Annotated in this window: 13 protein-coding genes; 2 read left to right on the forward strand and 11 right to left on the reverse strand. The window is 59.8% G+C overall.

The window, feature by feature from the left end; all coding sequences use genetic code 11:
* From QA646_RS03330 to QA646_RS03345, 4 genes are all read right to left on the reverse strand, one after another.
* The gene (locus tag QA646_RS03330) at positions 1–2,316 is read right to left on the reverse strand and encodes a PAS domain-containing sensor histidine kinase (protein ID WP_283057589.1); all 2,316 of its coding nucleotides are present in this window, start codon (positions 2,314–2,316) and stop codon (positions 1–3) included.
* Positions 2,317–2,545: 229 nt separating this feature from the next.
* Positions 2,546–5,194 carry an aminopeptidase N gene (gene pepN / locus QA646_RS03335; RefSeq protein WP_283057591.1) on the reverse strand — a complete coding sequence of 883 codons (2,649 nt, stop codon included), beginning with the start codon at positions 5,192–5,194 and terminating at the stop codon, positions 2,546–2,548.
* Positions 5,195–5,432: 238 nt separating this feature from the next.
* Positions 5,433–5,570, reverse strand: coding sequence for a hypothetical protein (locus QA646_RS03340; protein WP_283057592.1), 138 nt, complete (start codon positions 5,568–5,570; stop codon positions 5,433–5,435).
* Positions 5,570–6,808: an MFS transporter gene (locus QA646_RS03345; RefSeq protein ID WP_283057593.1), complete on the reverse strand. Its 1,239-nt coding sequence runs from the start codon at positions 6,806–6,808 to the stop codon at positions 5,570–5,572. Before QA646_RS03345 ends, QA646_RS03340 begins: the two co-directional genes overlap by 1 nt.
* Positions 6,809–7,139: 331 nt before the next feature.
* Here QA646_RS03345 and QA646_RS03350 point away from each other — a divergent pair, with 331 nt between their 5' ends.
* Positions 7,140–8,015: a hypothetical protein gene (locus QA646_RS03350; protein ID WP_283057594.1), complete on the forward strand. Its 876-nt coding sequence runs from the start codon at positions 7,140–7,142 to the stop codon at positions 8,013–8,015.
* 104 nt (positions 8,016–8,119) lie between these two features.
* Here QA646_RS03350 and QA646_RS03355 read toward each other — a convergent pair whose 3' ends face one another.
* The 7 genes from QA646_RS03355 to QA646_RS03385 all read right to left on the reverse strand — a co-directional run bounded on the left by QA646_RS03355 (position 8,120) and on the right by QA646_RS03385 (position 16,653).
* A complete protein-coding gene (locus QA646_RS03355; protein WP_283057595.1) occupies positions 8,120–8,284 on the reverse strand; it encodes a hypothetical protein in 165 nt (54 codons plus the stop codon).
* A gap of 4 nt (positions 8,285–8,288) precedes the next feature.
* Complete coding sequence (locus QA646_RS03360) at positions 8,289–8,480, reverse strand: hypothetical protein (protein WP_283057596.1); 192 nt, start codon at positions 8,478–8,480, stop codon at positions 8,289–8,291.
* A gap of 142 nt (positions 8,481–8,622) precedes the next feature.
* The gene (locus QA646_RS03365) at positions 8,623–9,510 is read right to left on the reverse strand and encodes a uracil-DNA glycosylase (protein WP_283057597.1); all 888 of its coding nucleotides are present in this window, start codon (positions 9,508–9,510) and stop codon (positions 8,623–8,625) included.
* 55 nt (positions 9,511–9,565) lie between these two features.
* On the reverse strand, positions 9,566–10,855 hold the full coding sequence (locus tag QA646_RS03370; RefSeq protein WP_283057599.1) for an Hsp70 family protein: 1,290 nt from the start codon (positions 10,853–10,855) through the stop codon (positions 9,566–9,568).
* 220 nt (positions 10,856–11,075) lie between these two features.
* Positions 11,076–14,195, reverse strand: a complete 3,120-nt coding sequence (locus tag QA646_RS03375) for an efflux RND transporter permease subunit (RefSeq protein ID WP_283057600.1) — start codon at positions 14,193–14,195, stop codon at positions 11,076–11,078.
* Complete coding sequence (locus QA646_RS03380; RefSeq protein ID WP_283057602.1) at positions 14,192–15,436, reverse strand: efflux RND transporter periplasmic adaptor subunit; 1,245 nt, start codon at positions 15,434–15,436, stop codon at positions 14,192–14,194. The genes QA646_RS03375 and QA646_RS03380 overlap by 4 nt, the downstream gene beginning before the upstream one ends.
* Before the next feature lie 428 nt (positions 15,437–15,864).
* Positions 15,865–16,653: an SDR family oxidoreductase gene (locus QA646_RS03385; RefSeq protein ID WP_283057603.1), complete on the reverse strand. Its 789-nt coding sequence runs from the start codon at positions 16,651–16,653 to the stop codon at positions 15,865–15,867.
* Positions 16,654–16,940: 287 nt separating this feature from the next.
* On the opposite strand from QA646_RS03385, the gene QA646_RS03390 reads away from it, so the two are divergent.
* Entirely contained in the window at positions 16,941–18,605 is a 1,665-nt protein-coding gene (locus tag QA646_RS03390) for an electron transfer flavoprotein-ubiquinone oxidoreductase (protein ID WP_283057604.1), read from the forward strand.

Raw genomic sequence — 18,605 nt, forward strand, 5'->3', positions numbered from 1 at the left:
TCAGCCCCGGTCGGGAATCCGAATGGCAATCACGGTGCCGATGCCTTCACTTGAGCGGATGCGCATGCGGCCGCGATGCAGCGTCGTCAGCGATCGCGAAATGGCAAGCCCAAGCCCCGAGCCTCCCTTGCTCTTGGCGTATTGGTTTTGCACTTGCTCGAACGGTTGACCGATCTTGCCGAGCGCCGACTTCGGAATCCCGATGCCGGTGTCGGCGATCGTCAGCATCACTGCGTCATCCACCTTGCGCGTGCGCACCGCGATGCGGCCGCCGTCATTGGTGAACTTGACGGCATTGGAGAGGAGATTGAGCAGGATCTGCTTCATGGCGCGGCGATCGGCCGTCAGCTTGATGCCGGAGGAGATGCGCTGTTCGACGACGATATTCTTGTAGGCGGCCGGAATGGCGGTAAAGCGCAAGCATTCCTCGATGAGCGGCGCAAGATCGATCCGTTCGCAGGAGAGCTTGAGGTGGCCCGCCTCGATTTTCGACATGTCGAGAATGTCGTTGATGACGTTCAGCAGATGCTTGCCACTGTCGTGGATATCCTTGGCATATTCATTGTATTTAGCCGAGCCCAGTGGACCGAACATCTGATCCTGCAGAATTTCGGAGAAGCCGAGGATGGCGTTGAGCGGCGTGCGCAGCTCATGCGACATATTGGCGAGGAATTCTGATTTGGCCTTGTTGGCCGCTTCGGCGCGTTCCTTTTCCGCGAGATAGTTGGTGTTGGCGGTCGAAAGCTCCGCCTTCTGCCGCTCCAGAATCTGCCGGGAGGCGGAAAGATCGTTGATCGTTGCCATCAGCCGGCGCTCGGATTCGCGCAGGCGCTCCTGGTTGCGCTTCAACTGGGTGATGTCAGTGCCGACGGAAACCAGGCCGCCGTCACGGGTGCGGCGTTCGTTGATCTGCAGCCAACGCTCATCGGCTAGCTGCACTTCCGTCGTTTGTGAATGGTTGGAGCGGCCGGGATCGACAATGCGCCGTTCGATAACCGGGCGGGCCGCGGCGGCATTGACGACGGCGCGTTCCGTGCCCGGCACCAGCACATTGTCCGGAAGGCCGTAAGCCTGCTGGAAATGGCCATTGCACATGACCAGGCGATCGTTCTTGTCCCAGAGCACGAAAGCTTCCGAAGTGCACTCGATCGCATCGGCCAAGCGCTGGTCGGCCTCGGCATAGCGCTGTGCCAGCCGATGCTGTTCGGTGACGTCCATGGCGATGCCGATCATGTGGACATGACCCGAATTGGTGCGGATGACCTGGGCGCGGGCACGCATCCAGACATAGTGTCCCTTGGCATGACGAATGCGCAGGATCTGATCCACCTGGCCGGCGGTGCCGCGGGTAACCGATCGGGCCAGCACATGTAGGCTGTTGTCATCGGGATGCATCATCCGGGCCGCATCGGTGAAGGACAGCGGCCGGTCGGCAGCCGGCAGGCCGAGCATGTCGTACATCGACCGCGACCAGAAGAATTCGCGGCTGGCGAAATCGAAATCCCAGAGACCACAGCGCCCGCGCGACAGCGCGGTCTCGACGCGCAGGTTGGATTCGAGGAATATCTCGTCGGCGTCGCGTGCGCGTTTCACCTGGGTATAATAGGCGTAGAGAATGACGAGCAAGATGGAGGAAATGCCGGCGAAAAGCGTGACATTGAGCGTCAGCTCATCGCGCCAGAGCTTGTCGATCTGCTCCATTGAGGCGGCAGAGAGGACGAAATCGCCCTTGTCTCCGATCAAGGAAATCGCCGCATAGAAGGGTGCACCGTCGATCATCGTCTCGATGACGCCGGCATGGTCGCCGAAACTTCTGATTGTTGACACTTCGGGGAAGAAATCCGAGATCGTCAGGCCGATATAGCCGGAGCCGGCGGCCGATGAACCAAAGACACGGCCGCTCGCTTGCACGAGCAGGACGAATGCGCCTGTGTCGAGCCGGTCCTGCGGAAGGTAAGCCGCGAGTTTCTTTTCGGCGCCGTTTCTATCGCCGGCCTGGAACAGGCTGGCATCGTTGGAAAAGGCCGCAGAAGCGGCGGCAATGGAGAGCGATGTCGCGCGCCGCGCCGCAGCCGCCATTCGCCCATGTTCCATCATCATGCCGAAGAAATGCGAGGCGGCGACGACCATCAGAAAGGAGACGATGAGGACGGGAATTACCCGTTTCAGTATATGTTCCGCCTGCGGAAAACGGCGGGAGACCGTCTCCGCCCGTACACCCGCTCGATCGGTAACACCGCTATGCCAGGATTTCAGACCGTCGAAATTAACACGCAGCCGTCCATCGGCCGCGGTTGTCCGCCGCACGTCCACCATCGCTCTAGCCTTGTCCCTCGTGTGATTCGCAACGCCGCTCGCCCGAATCTGCCTTAATGAATCACTCGTGATTCGCCTTGTCCAGAGGGTTAGGTAAAACTTTCTTAACCATCTGCGATTTCGTGCTTTTTATGCTCGCAATGGTAAGGCGCAGGTATCTGGAGACTCGTTCCGGCTGAAAAAGGCGGGCCCAAATCACCCGCCTTGATCTTAGATAGACAAGTAAAAATCATTCCTTGAGGATGCGGTCCACGATATCGCGAACATCTGTCGAGAGGTTGCCGGCGCGTTCGATTTGCATCAAAGCGGAGCGGGCATGATCGGCGCGGACTGGCTCCAGCAAGCGCCAGGAACGCATGGAGGTCAGTATGCGTGCCGCCAACTGCGGGTTGCGCTGGTCGATGTCGAGGATTTCCTGCGCGAGGAAGCGGTAGCCGGCTCCATCCGCACGACCGAAGCCGGTGGGATTGGCAAAGGCGAAGGTGCCGAGGAGGGCGCGCATGCGGTTCGGATTGGTGCGCTTGAAAAGTGGCGTTTCCATCAGGTCCTGGATACGCTCCAAGGTCGCAGCACCCGGAATAGCCGCCTGAATGGCAAACCACTTGTCGATGACCAGCGCATTTCCCGCGAAGCGATCGTGGAAGGCCGCGAGCGCAGCCTTGGCTTCTGCGGTCTCCGGGAACCGGTGAGCGAGGATCGTCAGAGCGGCACTGAGATCGGTCATGTTGTTAGCCGCATCGAAGGCTGCTTTGGCGCGAGCCGGGGCATTGTCCGACTGCGACAGATAAGTGAGCGCGGTATTCCGCAAGGCTCGCCGTCCGGCGCTGGCGGCATCCGGGCTGAAAGGCCCCGATGTCTGCATGGTGTCATGGAGGGCGGCAAAGACGTTTCTTCCGGCTTCGGCGACTAGTGCAAGGATCGCCTGACGGCCCGCATGGATCGCGTCCGGATCGTTGTTGCCGCCGAGTTCGCGGGCGATGTCGGCCTCACTCGGCAGGGCGAGCGCCTGGGCGCGAAAGGCTGGCTCCAGGCTTTCATCGCTTGCCGCCGCAAGAAGCGCATCGACGAAGGCTGAGTCGCACGTGACCGGAATGCCCTGACGCGCGTCGCGAGCGGCTTGCAGCAGGTTGGGAAGGCCAAGGTCGATCAACGCCTGCCAGCGGGCGAAATGGTCGGTTTCATAGCGAGCGATCAGCGCCAAGTCCTTGGCGCTCTGGCTGAGTTGAAGATTGATCGGCGTCGAGAAGCTGCGGTTCAGCGACAACACCGGCCGCGAAGGAATGCCGTGGAAGACAGCGGTCTGCGTCCGCGCAGTCAGGTGCAGGACATCGTCGGTCAGTTCCGCGCCGGTGACCGATGTCGGCGCCAACAATGCCCCATCCGCGGCGAAAAGCGCGGTGCGCAGCGGAATATGCATCGGTTCCTTATTCGCCTGGCCGGGAGTGGCTGGGACCATCTGCTCGAGCGAAAGAGCAAAAGTCTTGGCTGCCGCGTCATAGGTGCCGGAAGCGGTCACCAGCGGCGTGCCGGCCTGATGATACCAAAGCGAAAATTGCGTCAGGTCACGCCCGCTCGCATCTTCGAAACATTTGATGAAATCCTCAATCGTTACAGCCTGGCCATCGTGACGGTCGAAATAGAGATCCATGCCCTTCTTGAACAGATCGCGGCCGAGGAGCGTGGCGATCATGCGCGTGACTTCGCTGCCCTTCTCGTAGACCGTCGTCGTATAGAAGTTATTGATTTCGCGGTATTTCGTCGGGCGCACCGGATGAGCAAGCGGCCCGCTGTCTTCCGGAAACTGTTCCGATTTCAGATGGCGGACTTCGGCGATGCGCTTGACCGGCCGCGAGCGCTGATCGGCCGAAAATTCGTGGTCGCGATAGACCGTCAGGCCTTCCTTGAGGCAGAGCTGAAACCAGTCGCGGCAGGTGATGCGATTGCCGGTCCAATTATGGAAATATTCATGCGCTATGATCGCCTCGATATTGGCATAGTCGGCATCGGTGGCGAGTTCCGGATCAGCCAGCACATATTTGTCGTTGAAGACGTTGAGGCCCTTGTTCTCCATCGCCCCCATGTTGAAATCGGAGACGGCGACGATCATGAAGATATCGAGATCGTATTCGCGGCCGAACCGCTCCTCATCCCATTTCATCGAGCGCTTCAGCGCATCCATGGCATAAGCAGCGCGTGGCTCCTTGCCGTGTTCGACATAGATCTTCAGCGCCACTTCCCGGCCGGACATCGTGACGAACGTATCCTCGACCACGCCGAGATCGCCCGCGACAAGCGCAAAGAGATAGCTTGGCTTCGGATGCGGATCGAACCAGGCGGCGAAATGCTTGCCTTCGCCATAGCCGGCACCGCCAAGAAAATTGCCGTTCGACAACAGCAGCGGATTGGCGGCTTTATCCGCGATGATATTGACCGTGTAGGGAGCAAGAACATCGGGGCGATCGGGGAAATAGGTGATGCGGCGGAAGCCCTCGGCCTCGCATTGGGTGCAATAGATGCTGCCAGTGCGATAGAGCCCCATCAATTGCGTGTTGGCTTCGGGGTTGATGATCGTAGTGATCGTCAGCTCGAAAGGTGTGCTTTCCGGCAGGTCGCGAACGGTCAGGCTGTCCGCTGTCGCCTCGAATTGCCCAGCCGGGACATCGACCTGATCAAGCAGCAGCCCCGATAGGCTGAGCTCGTCGCCATCGAGCACAAGCGGCGCCTTAATGTCGGTACCTTCGCGGCGATGAAAGATCAGCCGCGCTTCGACCTTGGTCTCGGTCGGATGCAGATCGAAGGTGAGGTCCACGCGTTCCAGAACGAAGTCGGTGGGACGATAATCTGCCAGATGGACGATCTGGCCGGTGTCTGTTCGCATGGTCTATCCTGATCAGGCTTATACTGCGGCGGGCGGCGTCGATCCGAAGCAGCGCTCCGGAAGGAAATCCGCGCGCATCATTACATCGAAATCTGAACCAAAGTTAAAGTCATATCATTAGGCCGCGACAATTCGTGATGGCGAGCAAAGTATTTGATCAGGAAGGCGACGTTTCATTTCAGGTTGAACGTCGCCTTGATCGCGTCGTGGGCTTCCGTTTGCTGTACGACGACCCATACTATCCAAGGCCATCATGGGTTTCACGACCGAGCGTCTTGGCGCAAGCGATGATGGCGCCGTTATTGTGGTGGTAGCTACTCTGCGTCATGCCTTCGGATTGGCGAGCGCACATCTTGGTCGGCAGATCCGACGACATCAGTCGGCCGTAGACTGCATCGTGCGGACCGTAGATTCGCTGCCGCGGACAGGCAGAGGTATGGACTGGAAATCCGTCTTTTCGACGCGTCCCTCGTTCGGTTTGCGCCTGGCGATGCGCCAACCGGCATAGCCGGCATAGAGCGCAAAGAAGAGAGCCAGGAACCAGAGAAGGCCGGATGGGCCTGCGACTTGCATCATCGCCCCGCCGATCAGCGGCCCCGAGACCGTGCCTAACCCGTAGAGCAGCATGATGCCACTGGAAATGGTGACATATTCATCCGGCGCCGCGCGGTCATTGGCATGGGCGACATTGAGTGCATAGATCGGATAGAGCACGGTACCGATGAAGAAGCCGGCAATATAGAACGTTAACTGCGCATGCACGTCGAACAACGTCATGATGCCGCAGGCAAGGACGCCGACAATGCCGCAGACGATCATCACGTAGCGACGGTCTGTCAGGTCCGATATGCGGCCGATCGGCATTTGCGATACTGCGCCGCCGGCGAGCACGCAGGCCAGCAGCGTCGCGCCCTCCGCCGTGTTCATGCCGACATTCTGGGTATAGACGCCGCCAAGGCTGCTCCAGGTGCCGGAAAGGGCGCCCGACAGCAGAGAGCCGATGAAGGCGATCGGCGATAGCCGGTAAAGTTTCGGCAGGTCGAATTTGGCCTGATGGATCGGCGTGGGCGACTTGGCGGTCGACAGCGCCGTCGGCAGCATGGCGAGCGCGAAGATGACGCCGCACAAAATGAAAAGTGAGGTGTTGCTGGGATCGCCGAGCGGCACCAGATATTGACCGCCGATCGAGCCGATCAGGGAAGTGATCATGTAGACCGAGAAGATGGTCGCGCGATTGGCGTTGGTGACGCGCTCGTTCAACCAGCTTTCGATGATGAGATAGGCGCCGGCGATGCCGAAGCCGCTGATGCAACGGAAAGCCAGCCAGGCGCGCCAATCGACCATCAATGCGCATAGCAGAATGCCGATGCTGAGCAGCGAGATCAAGGCGCCGAATACGCGCACATGTCCCACCCGTTGCACGAAGCGCGGCGTGACGATGCAGGATATGGTGAAGCCGAAGGTGTAACCGGTGGCGATCACCGAAATGGTGAAGGTCGACCAGCCTTCCGCCACGGAGCGGATCGGGACGACGAAGTTCATCAAGCCATAGCCGACCATCATCAACAGCGTTGACAACATCAGACTGGCGATCGAGACGAGGCTTGCCAGCATTGAAGCGGGATTCCGGTCGATTGGTTGAAGCAGATGCGCATCGTGAAACGCATCTTGCCCTAACCCAGCAATGATGCGCGATCAATCGCGACGGCCTATGGCGCGGGTGGTCGATCTATGCCCCGTCTCGCAAGCAACTAAAAAAGATGATGGTGAAAGAATGGTTTTAAAGCTAAATTATTTGTTTAACTTCTTGCGATAACAGTATTTTCACGGAACTATAGCATGCTATCTGATATCGGAGCTGCGATCTGAAGCCGCAGTTTATTTAAAAAATGAGAACAATTCCTTCCGATCGGTATTTTTAGAAGGGCGCCATAAGGAGGCCCGATTGAGCTTTTCCGTCGAGCAACTTGCTTCCCATCCCGAACTGGTATCCTCCCTGCGGTTTTTGGCGGAGGCTTTGCGGGATCGCTACGATAGCGGACCGCGGATTGCACGGCTGTTGGCCTCGCATCAGCGCTGGCTCCTGACCCAAACGGCCTATGCACTTCATCTGGAATATGACCCTGCCGTCGCCGGCTCCGGCCTGACCGTCGTCAAGCTTCGGGATGTCATCACACAATACCGCGTCGCAAGCCGCAACACCGTGCTGAGCTATATCGAAGAACTGCTGACGTATCGCTTCCTCGTTCCCGCCGCTGGCGTTGTCCGACGTCCGCGCCGCTACGAGCCGGCCGAAGTCAGTCAAACCGCAATGTTCAGTTGGTATCTCGCCAATCTCGCGGCACTCGATCTGCTCGACAATGGTGGCCGTGCCGCGACGCTTGCCGCTCATCCGGTACTGATCGATCTCGCGCAGCCGCGCATGGCGCGCCGCTGCCTGGAGACATCAGCCTGGCGCGAGCCGCCGGAGCGGGTCGGTTTGTTTCTCTGGACGGAAGCGGGGGGCCTTGTGATGGACCATCTCGTCGCCCGGCTGGATCTGAGTACGGAAGTGGACGGACGCGTCAATCTTGGGCGCATAGATACACGGGCAATCGCTGCACAATTCATGATGTCGCGCACCCATTTGCAGCGCCTTCTGCGCAAGGCTATCGATGGCGGCAGTTTGGGCTGGTACGACGAATCGAAAAAGACACAGCTTTGGATGTCTCGTGACTTTCTTGACGAATATTGCCGCTGGCAGGCCGTGAAACTCGCTGCCGTGGATGAAGCTTTTACCTGGGCGCAATCGGCAGCGGCATGTGCGGTTTCAGAGCACTGAGCCAAATAGAAACGCCAGCTAGGCCCGGCGCTGCTCTTCATGAAAAATCTCTTATAAAATCCGAAGCAAAAGGGACGGGATCATCGATCTCACCCTTTCCAAACCTACAAGGGGATGCCGGCAGCCGCCGCGCGTGCGCGGCTGAGTTCGCTCTTTTCGGCCTTGCGCAGGCTGCGCGAGCGCTCGAATTCCTCCGCCGCGCGCACCGCTGCGCCAATATGGCCGACGGAGTCGATAAGGGTGCAAAGCGAGCGCAAGCCTAAAGACACGGTGTTAGCACTCACGGAAATCGGCGAAAATAGCGGTCGGACGTGCAACGCGGGCAGACATTCCGGTGCCGCGAGCAGTCATCTGCTCATTGGCGGCGATGCCGAGGCTGCGATGGCCATTGGTGGCGCGTACAGGTACGATAACGCGACGCAGGGTATCAAACCCGCTATGGATAGGACGGAAACGAGCAGTCATGGCCTTGGTTCCTTTCAAATTTCCTCCCAAGACACACCGCATATATTGCAATGCAGCATTGATTCTGCAATGCACAAGGCCGGAATACTGCCATGCAAAGAACGCATGGCAAGTTTCATCTTCCGTTAATATCGATGAAAAATTAGTCCGAAATCTTGGCGCTGACACGAATTTTGAAGCTCAGAAGATCATTCCACGCCAATCGCTTATTGATAGGAGCCGTCAGCAGTTCCTGAGGATGGAGGCTGGCGATTGCTGGTATCGCTCGGCCGGCGATCGTCACGTCCCGCCACTGTCCGCGCAGGCCGTGAATAGTTTCGTTGCTTTCGAAGAAATGACGAGCGGTGAAATTGCCGAGCAGCAGCAAGGCTTTCGGCTCCGCCAGCGCAATCTGCCGTTCGATGAAGGGGCGGCAGATCTCGACTTCCGGAGCCGACGGCGCGCGATTTCCCGGCGGGCGCCAGGGAATGACATTGGTGAGCAGGATGCCGTCGCGCTGCAGGCCGATGGCGCCCAGCATCTTGTCGAGCAATTGTCCGGTTCGTCCGGCAAAGGGCAGGCCTTCGCGGTCGTCGTCGGCGCTGGGCATCGGGCCGATCACCATGATACGGCCTTCGGCGCTGCCGCTGGCGAAAATGGTCGAGCGCGCGCTGTTTTTCAAGTTGCAGCCGTTGAAGGCCTCCAGCGCCGTCTTGAGTTCGCTGAGCGACCGGGCGCTTTCGGCGGCGAATCGGGCCTGTTCAATGGCTTGCTCGTCAGGGATGGCCGGTGTGCTTCGCGGCGACATCGGCGGGGCAGCCGGTTGCACGGCCTGGCGACGTTCCGGCTGTGTTGATGGCCTTGTGACGGGCTGGGGTGTCTCGGCGCGCGGCTGGACTGGCCGGGTGCCTTGGCGAGCGGCCTTCATCGTTTCGAATTCGGCAAAGCGGTCGACGGCCTCCTCTTCCAGCAGCCATTCGACGCCGGCATCCGCATGAAAATGCAGAAGAGCGGCAAGTTCGGCCGGAGTGAGGTCGTTGGCGGAGATCATTGGCGAACTCTAACCAAAGCAGCGGAAGAACGAAAGGGCAGGGCGTTCTCCACCCTCACGCCGTCCACTGGCTGATGTCGTCGCGCTCGCCGATCAAAGCGAGGCCGTGAGCGATCGACAGCAGCTCGCCGCCGGTTTCGATCCGTTCCTGACCGAAGCGTTCGGTGAAGATGCGGCGCACCGCGGGCACGAAAGAGGTGCCGCCGGTAAGGAATACCTTGTCGATGGCTTCCGGCGCTGTGTTGGTCGTCGCCAGCACGTCGTCAAGCGCGCCTTCGATGCGGGCGAGATCGTCGGCGATCCAGCTTTCGAAATCGGCGCGGCGCACTGTTTTTCGGCCGGCGCTGCCGAGCGGCGGGAAGTTGAATTCAGCTTCCTCGTTGGCCGAAAGCGCCATCTTCGTCGCCGACACCGCTTGATAGAGCGGATAGCCTTCGTCGTGTTCGACGAGCTCGATAAAGGTCTCCAGCTTTTCCGGCTCCAGGCTGCTGCGCACCAGCGCCTTCAGATCGGCATATTCGCGCGAGGTCTTGAAGATCGAAAGCTGATTCCAGCGGCCGAAATTGGCATAGTAGGAGGTGGGTACTTCCAGCAATTTGTCGAAGCTCTTGAAGAGGCTGCCCTTGCCGATCGCCGGCGATACGATGTTGTCGATCATCCGGAAGTCGAAGTGATCGCCGGCGATGCCGACGCCGGAATGGCCGATCGGGGTTGCCGTCAGCTTTCCGCCGTGCGTCTCGAAGCGGATCAGCGAATAGTCCGTGGTGCCGCCGCCGAAATCGGCGACCAGCACGGTCGCGTCCGCTGTCAGATGCTGGGCGAAATAGAAGGCGGCTGCCACCGGCTCGTAGACATAATGGATTTCAGGAAAGCCGAAGCGCGACAGCGCCTCGTTATAGCGGGCTGTGGCGAGCGATGCATTCGGATTGGCACCGGCAAAATGCACCGGCCGGCCCGCGACGATGCGGCCAACATCCGTCGGCCAGCCCTCGCCGGCATAAGCGCGCAGCCGGCGCACGAAGATCTCCATCAGGTCCTCGAAGGTGTGGCGTTTGGCGAAGATCAGCGTGCCCTGGAAAAGGGCGCTTGCCGCAAAGGTCTTGATCGATTGCAGAAAGCGGCAATCGCCGGGATTATCGATGAACTGCCGGATAGCGGCATGCCCTGCCTCGACCTTCAGCGCCGCAGCCCCCAGTCCCGGATCCTTCATGAAGGACAGGGCCGTGCGCATGCTGTCAGCGGTGCCGGCGACGCTGGTGAAGGCGACCGATTGCGTCGCCGGACCATCGGCCATCGCCAAAACCGTGTTTGTTGTGCCGAAGTCCAAACCAAGCGCCCGAGCCATGCCCGCACTCCCTTCTGCTGAAAATTTTTTGGATTGGGGCTATGCCCCTCATGGAACGCGAGACGCGCCCTTGTCGTAAAGAGGGCGCGTCATGGCATGGCTGGACTGTGAGTGCAAGACTTGAACGAGCATTTGTTTCGCAGGAGCGTGCCCGAAAACCGCTTCGCGGTTTCAGGATCGCGCCAAAGTAAAACGGGCGCCTCGCAGCGCCCGTCCGTTATCATTCGGCAGCGATGGCCGCCGGCCTTTTTTCTTCGTGCTGATGCTTGCCCTTGCGCTTGCCGAGGCGAACCAGGAAATCGCTCAGAGAATTCATCTGAAGGAAGATGACTGGCGTGATGAACAGCGTCAGGATCTGCGAGACGACAAGGCCGCCGACGACGGCAACACCGAGCGGCTGGCGCAGTTCCGAGCTGGCACCGCCACCGATGGCGATCGGCAGTGCGCCGAGCAGGGCGCAGAAGGTCGTCATCATGATCGGACGGAAGCGGCGCACGCAGGCTTCGTGGATCGCCTCCGCCGGCGATATGCCGGCGGTCGATCGAAGCGTGTCCAGCGCCACGTCGATCATCATGATCGCGTTCTTTTTGACGATACCGATCAGCATCAGCAAGCCGATGAGCGCGATGATCGACAGGTCGAAGCCGAAGACCTTCAGCGCAAGCAGCGCGCCGAGTGCAGCGGCGGGCAGGCCGGAGAGGATAGTCAGCGGATGGATGAAGCTCTCGTAGAGAACACCGAGAACCACATAGATCGTAAGCACAGCGGCAAGGATGAGGTAAGGCGTGCTGCCTTGCGACTGCTGGAAGATCTGGGCAGTGCCGCCATAGGACGTGAAGACGTCCGCCGGCATGTTGATGTCCTTCTTGATCTGGTCGATCTGGGCGGTGGCGTCCCCGAGTGCTTCGCCGGCCGGCAGGTTGAAGGACACGGTGGTCGAAACGAGCTGGCCGGTCTGGTTGATGGTCACCGGGCCGGTGGTCCGCTCGACATGCGCGAAATTTGACAACGGCACCAGAGCGCCGCTTGCCGAGGCGATCCGGATTTCCTGCAGCTTCTGGTCATCCCAGGGCTTGCTGGTATCGTATTCGACGATCACGTCATAGCTGTCGCCGGTCGACTGGATCTGTGCCGCGGCATAACCACCAAAGCCTTCTTCCAGTGATGTGCGTAGCTGATTGTTGTTGATGCCGTAGGCGGCAGCCTTTTCGGTATCGACGACGATATTAGCCTGCAGCGCGTTGTTCTGCTCGTCCGAGGCAACATCCGTGAAGCGCGGATCGCGGCGCATCGCATCCTGGATCTTGTTAGCCCAGAAGTTGGTCTGGTCTGCGCTCAGCGCCTGAATGACGAGTTGGTATTGGCTGGCGGTCTGACGGCCGCCGAAGCGCAAGCTTTGCTGGGGCGTGATATAGGCCTTGAGGCCGGCGATCTTGCTGATGCCGGCGCGCAGCTCCCGCAGGGTGTTGTCGAGCGGCTCACGCTGATCCTTCGCCTTCAACTCGACATACATGGTGCCGTTGTTCAACGGCTGGCGCACGTTGCCGCCGACGATTGACATGACGTGGGCGACGGCCGGGTTTTGTTTTACGATTGCCGCTGCCTGGTTCTGCAGGTTCTGCATTGCAGGATAGGAAATATCCTGCCGCGCCTGGGTCGAGATCGTCAGGCGGCCGATGTCTTCGGTCGGGAAGAAACTGGCGGGCAATACCATGAAAAGGTACGCCGAGAGACCGACCGAGCCGAAGAAGCAGAGAAGAACGGTACCGCGATGGCGCAAGCACCAGCCGACGCCCCTGTCGTAACAACGTTGGGTCCAGTCGAAACCGACGTTGAAAAGACGCACCGGCAACGGCGGCTGGTCGTGACCGGCCGACAGGCGCGAGCTGAGCATCGGTGTGACGCTCAAGGAGACGATGGCCGAGGACACGATGGCGATCGCGACCACCATGCCGAACTCGTTGAAGATGCGGCCGACGACGCCGCCCATCAGCAGGATCGGAATGAACACGGCGATCAGCGAAATCGACATCGATATGATGGTATAGCTGACTTCCGCCGAGCCCTTGAGCGCTGCCTCGAGCACGGGCATGCCTTCTTCGACATGCCGCAGTATGTTTTCGAGCATGACAATGGCGTCGTCCACCACGAGACCGACCGCAAGCGTCAATCCGAGCAGCGAAATATTATCGATGCTATATCCGAGAATGTACATCATGCCGAAGGTCGCAATAAGCGACAGCGGTACGGCAAGGCCGGGGATGATCGTTGCCGTGACATGACCGGTGAAGAGATAGATCACCAGCACGACGAGGCCGATCGTCAGCATCAGCGTGAATTTCACATCCGAAATCGCAGCGCGGATCGGCTGCGCTGAGTCGTTCATGACGGTTGTCTTCACCGAGCCCGGGATTTCCGCGTGTAGCTGCGGCAATTTGGCGTTGATGGCGTCGACCACATCGACCGTATTGGCATCCGGCTGGCGCTGGATGGCAAGAATGATCGCCCGCTTGCCGTCATACCAGGAGCCGGCATTGGTGTTTTCCACGCTGTCCTGCACGTCGGCAACGTCGCTGAGGTGGATCGGCGCGCCGTTCGGGTTGGCGATGACAAGTGACCGGAACTCCGCGGCATTGGTGCGCTGCGTGTTGGAGTTGATGGTCATGCTCTGCGAATTGTTCTGCAGAGTGCCCACCGGAACCTGGCTGTTGGCGTTGACTAGGGCATTGTTGACCGTATCGATGCCGATGCTGCGGTCCTGCAGCTTGGCGGGATCGACTTCGACGCGCACCGCATATGTCTGGGCGCCGAACACCGTCACTTCCGCCACGCCCGGAAGCGTGGACAGAGACGGCGAGATGATGTCTTCGGCGATTTCGTCAAGCTTGCTGCGCGGCATCGTATCGCTCTGCACGGCCAGAAGCATGACCGGCGCATCGGCCGGGTTGGTCTTGCGGTAGCTTGGTGGCACGGTCAGATTGTCGGGCAACTGACGTGTCGCGTGCGAGATTGCAGCCTGGACGTCAGCCGCAGCGGCATCGATATCGCGATTAAGATCAAACTGCAGCACGATGCTGGTGTTGCCGAGCGAGTTCGTCGACGAAATTTCGCTGATGCCGGGAATGGTCTCGAACTGCTTGATCAGAGGCGTCGAAACCGACGTCGCCATGGTCTGCGGCGAGGCGCCTGTCAATTGCGCGGTAACGTTGATCGTCGGAAAGTCGACCTGAGGCAAGGCCGCCACGGGCACGAGGCGATAGCCTGCCCAGCCTGCCATGACCACCCCCAAGGCCAAAAGCGTCGTCGCGACCGGCCGTCTTATACAGAAGCTGGGGATCATTGCTGCGCTCCGACAGAGATCGTTTCGGTTTTCTGACCCGACTGATCGTCAGCCGAGGCGACTTTCTGCGGCGTGGCATCGCTGAATTGTTCGACAACGCTCTGGCCGTCATTCAACTGAACCTGTCCTTCGGTTACGACGTGGTCGCCTTCAGAAAGGCCCTTGGCGATCGCGGTGTACCCACCATTCTGGCGCGCAACGGTGACCGGTGTCATATGCACCTTGTTGTCCTTGACGACAAAGGCAAAGAAGCCGTCCGGGCCGGGGCTAATGGCAACGGTGGGTGCGACGAGAACAGGCTGGTTGTCGTTGAAATGCACGACGATGTTGACCGACTGGCCGGGCCAGATGGCACCGTTGGCATTGTTGAACTTCGCCTTGGCGAGGATTGTGCCGGATGCGGCATCGACCTGGTTGTCATAAAAGCTCATCGCGCCCTGGCGCGACTTGCCTTGTTCCGACCGGGGTACGGTGCTGACGGGAACGGTTCCGGCCTTCATCGCCTCCTCCAGCTCGCGCAGGTGGCTCTCCTGCAGGTGGAACTTGACATAGATCGGATCGTACTGGGCGATCGATACGATTGCGGTGCCGGGGCTCACATAGGCGCCGACGCTGAGGGCGACGTCGCCGAGACGGCCATCATAGGGCGCGCGGATCTCAGTGTGCTCGAGCAGAACCTGATCAGATGCGAGCTGCGCCTTGTCGCCGTTGACCGTCGCGACAGCCGTATCGCGCGCTGCGACCGCCTGGTCTACCGTCTGCTGTGTGCCGGCGTTATTCAGGAGGGTCTTGGCCCGCGTCAGTGCCGCTTCGGCTTCGGTGAGCGTCGCCTGGTCCTTGGCAAGCGTTGCCTGGTCCTTGTCGACGGCGGCCTGGGCCGTGCGCGGATCGAGCTTGGCGATCAGGTCGCCGGCCTTGACCATGGCGCCATCCTGAGCTGCTATCGAGGTGATGATGCCGGACTCCTGCGCGGCGATTGTGGTCGTATCCTGCGCATCGGCCCAGCCGGTGGCGGTAACGTCGTTGGCGAGCGTCGTTTTCGTGACCGCCACGGTTTTGACCACTTGCGGCGCAGCCTGGCGCCTGGCGTGGCCGGCGGCATCCGCAGCCTTGCTGCTATCCTCGGTCTTGGCGGACGCCCTGTCGATTAAATCGGACATAAAGGGGATACGGTCGCGGTAGCTCCAGACTCCAAGAGCTGCAACAGCGAGAAGGCAGAGGAAGAGCCCAAATTTCTTCATATTTTAAAAACCGATCGAGGCGAGTTGCAGGAAATGCGGTGACCTCGAAGTGGGTTTATCGCAGCGCAAAAAAGGCGCGTTTCGCCATAATCCATCACATCGCCGGTACCGCTAACGTTCGGTATTCTGTCCCTATAACGTGAATTGATGAACGCTAGTTCGCAGTAACCTACCATCTGTTCGACAGGGTGGAAAATTAACAGTTGGAAAGCTTTGCCGGTAAGCTTCCGTTTGCAGTGCAATAGATAGTTGAAATGACTATTTTTTGATTGCCGCTATGTAATAAAGGCTGAGAAATGCCGGTCTTTTGCCTTCACCCGTCCGGAATCCACAGGTTTGGGCTTGGCACTAGCCAATTCGTTTCTCACGCGATTGTGTTCAGAAGGTCGCTTTTCTGAGGATGAATGCCTCCTTCGTTGAGCGCGCATTCAAAGAGAACGTGCCGCACCCCCGTCGCAGCGGATCATCGAGCCGGTGACATAGCTTGCGGGTTCGCTGCAAAGAAAGGCGGCCGTCGCCGCAAATTCCTCGACCCGGCCATAACGGCCGGCGGGAATGCGCTGTTGCCGCTCGGCCTCGATTTCCTCCAGGCTTTTACCGCTGCGTTTGGCTGCCGCGCTATCAAGGTCGGCCAGCCGGTCGGTGGCGATGCTGCCGGGCAGCAACATATTCACGGTAATGCCATGCGCTGCCACTTCCGCCGCCAACGTCTTGCTCCAGCCGGCAAGCGCAGGACGCAGCGTATTGGAAAGGGCAAGATTGGGGATCGGTTCGATGACGCCGGAGGAGGCGACGGTCAGGATGCGGCCCCAACCCTGCGTCTTCATGCCCGGAAGCAGCGCATTGGTCAGCGCGATGACCCGCGCCACCATCGACAGGAAATAGGTTTCCAGCTTGTCCGAAGTCATATCTTCCGAGGTTCCCGGCGTCGGCCCGCCGGTATTGTTGACGAGAATGTCGAGGCCGCCGAGCTTTTCGGTGACCGCTTTGCTGACGGTCTCGACGAACATCTCGTCGTTAAGATCGGCCCAGATCCAATCGGCCCGGCCTTGTCCTTCGGCGTTGATCGCCTTGCAATTGCTCTCCAGCCTCTCACCGCTGCGACCGCAGAGCAGGACATTTGCCCCTTCGCGCGCCAGCGCGACGGCTATGCCATGGCCAAGCCCCTTGGACGAAGCCAGAACCAGCGCTCGCTTTCCCATGATGCCGAGATCCATCTTGTTCACTCCTTACGCTGTCCGGATGCTTCCAATGGGTTTTATAGAATGCCGCGAATGCTTTTTGGAAGCTAATAAACAGCAAACAGCAAGCACGTGCACATTGACGTTGACGTAAGGTGATTTTAATTTTCACGCCAGTTGTGCGAATTGGAGGATCGGCTGTCGCTTCCCGGCTCGACAATCCTCTCCCGTTTTGACAAGAGATAGCCAAACGGGGAGACGCCCAAAAAAGGGAGAAGGCCGCGCCCAATCAACCGGAGCCTGGCCAATCGGAGACAGAGTGAATGACTGACGTTAGCGAGCTGCCTGAACGCGAGAGCATGGAATTCGATGTGGTGATCGTCGGCGCGGGGCCGGCAGGTCTTTCGGCGGCGATCCGCCTGAAGCAGGTCAATCCCGATCTCACCGTCGTCGTGCTCGAAAAGGGAGCGGAAGTCGGCGCGCATATCCTGTCGGGCGCCGTGGTCGATCCGATCGGCATCGACCGCCTGCTGCCCGGCTGGCGTCAAGAGGAAGGCCATCCCTTCAAGACCGAGGTGACGGACGATCACTTCCTGTTCCTCGGACCCGCCGGCTCCATCCGCCTGCCGAATGCACTGATGCCGCCGCTGATGAACAATCACGGCAACTACATCGTCTCGCTCGGTAATGTCTGTCGCTGGCTCGCCGAGAAGGCCGAGGCGCTGGGCGTCGAGATCTATCCCGGCTTTGCCGCAACCGAAGTGCTTTATAATGACCAAGGCGCCGTCATCGGCGTCGCCACCGGCGACATGGGCATCGAGAAGAATGGTGAGCCCGGCCCGAATTACACCCGCGGCATGGCGCTGACGGGCAAATATGTGCTGATCGGCGAAGGCGTGCGCGGCTCGCTCGCCAAGCAGCTCATCGCCAAGTTCGACCTGCAGAAGGGCCGCGAGCCGCAAAAGTTCGGCATCGGCATCAAGGAACTCTGGCAGGTGAGGCCCGAGAAGCACAAGGAAGGCCTCGTGCAGCACTCCTTCGGCTGGCCGCTTGGCATGAAGACCGGCGGCGGCTCCTTCCTTTATCATCTCGAAGACAATCTCGTCGCCGTCGGCTTTGTCATCCACCTCAACTACAAGAATCCTTATCTCTATCCTTTCGAAGAGTTCCAGCGCTTCAAGACGCATCCGGCGATCCGCGGCACCTTCGAAGGCGGCAAGCGCATCTCCTATGGCGCCCGTGCCATCACCGAAGGCGGCTATCAATCGGTGCCGAAGCTCTCCTTCCCCGGCGGCGCGCTCATCGGTTGTTCGGCCGGCTTCGTCAACGTGCCGCGCATCAAGGGCAGCCACAATGCGGTGCTTTCCGGCATGTTGGCGGCCGACAGGATCGCCGCAGCGATCGCGGCCGGCCGCGCCAATGACGAAGTTGTCGAGATCGAAAACGAATGGCGCGCCAGCGATATCGGCAAGGACCTGAAGAAGGTCCGCAACGTCAAGCCGCTGTGGTCGAAGTTCGGCACGGCCGTTGGCGTGGCCCTCGGCGGGCTCGACATGTGGACGAATACGCTGCTCGGCTTCTCCTTCTTCGGCACGCTGAAGCACGGCAAGACCGATGCTCAATCGCTGGAGCCGGCGGCCAAGCACAAGCCGATCGCCTATCCGAAGCCGGATGGCGTTTTGACCTTCGACCGGCTGTCCTCGGTGTTCCTGTCGAACACCAATCATGAGGAAGACCAGCCGGTGCACCTACAGGTCAAGGACATGGGCCTGCAGAAACGTTCGGAACACGACATCTATGCCGGTCCGTCGACCCGCTACTGTCCGGCAGGCGTCTATGAATGGGTGGAGAAGGACGGGAAGGACACGTTCGTCATCAACGCCCAGAACTGCGTCCACTGCAAGACCTGCGATATCAAGGACCCGAACCAGAACATCAACTGGGTCCCGCCGCAGGGTGGTGAGGGGCCGGTCTATCCGAATATGTGA

Source organism: Rhizobium sp. CB3090 (assembly GCF_029714285.1).
Taxonomy (GTDB): Bacteria; Pseudomonadota; Alphaproteobacteria; order Rhizobiales; family Rhizobiaceae; genus Rhizobium.

What these genes read in the sequence shown, in the direction of transcription:
- QA646_RS03330 (WP_283057589.1), bottom strand. Translation starts at nt 2,316, where the DNA reads ATGGTGGACGTGCGGCGGACAACCGCGGCCGATGGACGGCTGCGTGTT.
- pepN (WP_283057591.1), bottom strand. Translation starts at nt 5,194, where the DNA reads ATGCGAACAGACACCGGCCAGATCGTCCATCTGGCAGATTATCGTCCC.
- QA646_RS03340 (WP_283057592.1), bottom strand. Translation starts at nt 5,570, where the DNA reads ATGTCGTCGGATCTGCCGACCAAGATGTGCGCTCGCCAATCCGAAGGC.
- QA646_RS03345 (WP_283057593.1), bottom strand. Translation starts at nt 6,808, where the DNA reads ATGCTGGCAAGCCTCGTCTCGATCGCCAGTCTGATGTTGTCAACGCTG.
- QA646_RS03360 (WP_283057596.1), bottom strand. Translation starts at nt 8,480, where the DNA reads ATGACTGCTCGTTTCCGTCCTATCCATAGCGGGTTTGATACCCTGCGT.
- QA646_RS03365 (WP_283057597.1), bottom strand. Translation starts at nt 9,510, where the DNA reads ATGATCTCCGCCAACGACCTCACTCCGGCCGAACTTGCCGCTCTTCTG.
- QA646_RS03370 (WP_283057599.1), bottom strand. Translation starts at nt 10,855, where the DNA reads ATGGCTCGGGCGCTTGGTTTGGACTTCGGCACAACAAACACGGTTTTG.
- QA646_RS03375 (WP_283057600.1), bottom strand. Translation starts at nt 14,195, where the DNA reads ATGATCCCCAGCTTCTGTATAAGACGGCCGGTCGCGACGACGCTTTTG.
- QA646_RS03380 (WP_283057602.1), bottom strand. Translation starts at nt 15,436, where the DNA reads ATGAAGAAATTTGGGCTCTTCCTCTGCCTTCTCGCTGTTGCAGCTCTT.
- QA646_RS03385 (WP_283057603.1), bottom strand. Translation starts at nt 16,653, where the DNA reads ATGGATCTCGGCATCATGGGAAAGCGAGCGCTGGTTCTGGCTTCGTCC.
- QA646_RS03390 (WP_283057604.1), top strand. Translation starts at nt 16,941, where the DNA reads ATGACTGACGTTAGCGAGCTGCCTGAACGCGAGAGCATGGAATTCGAT.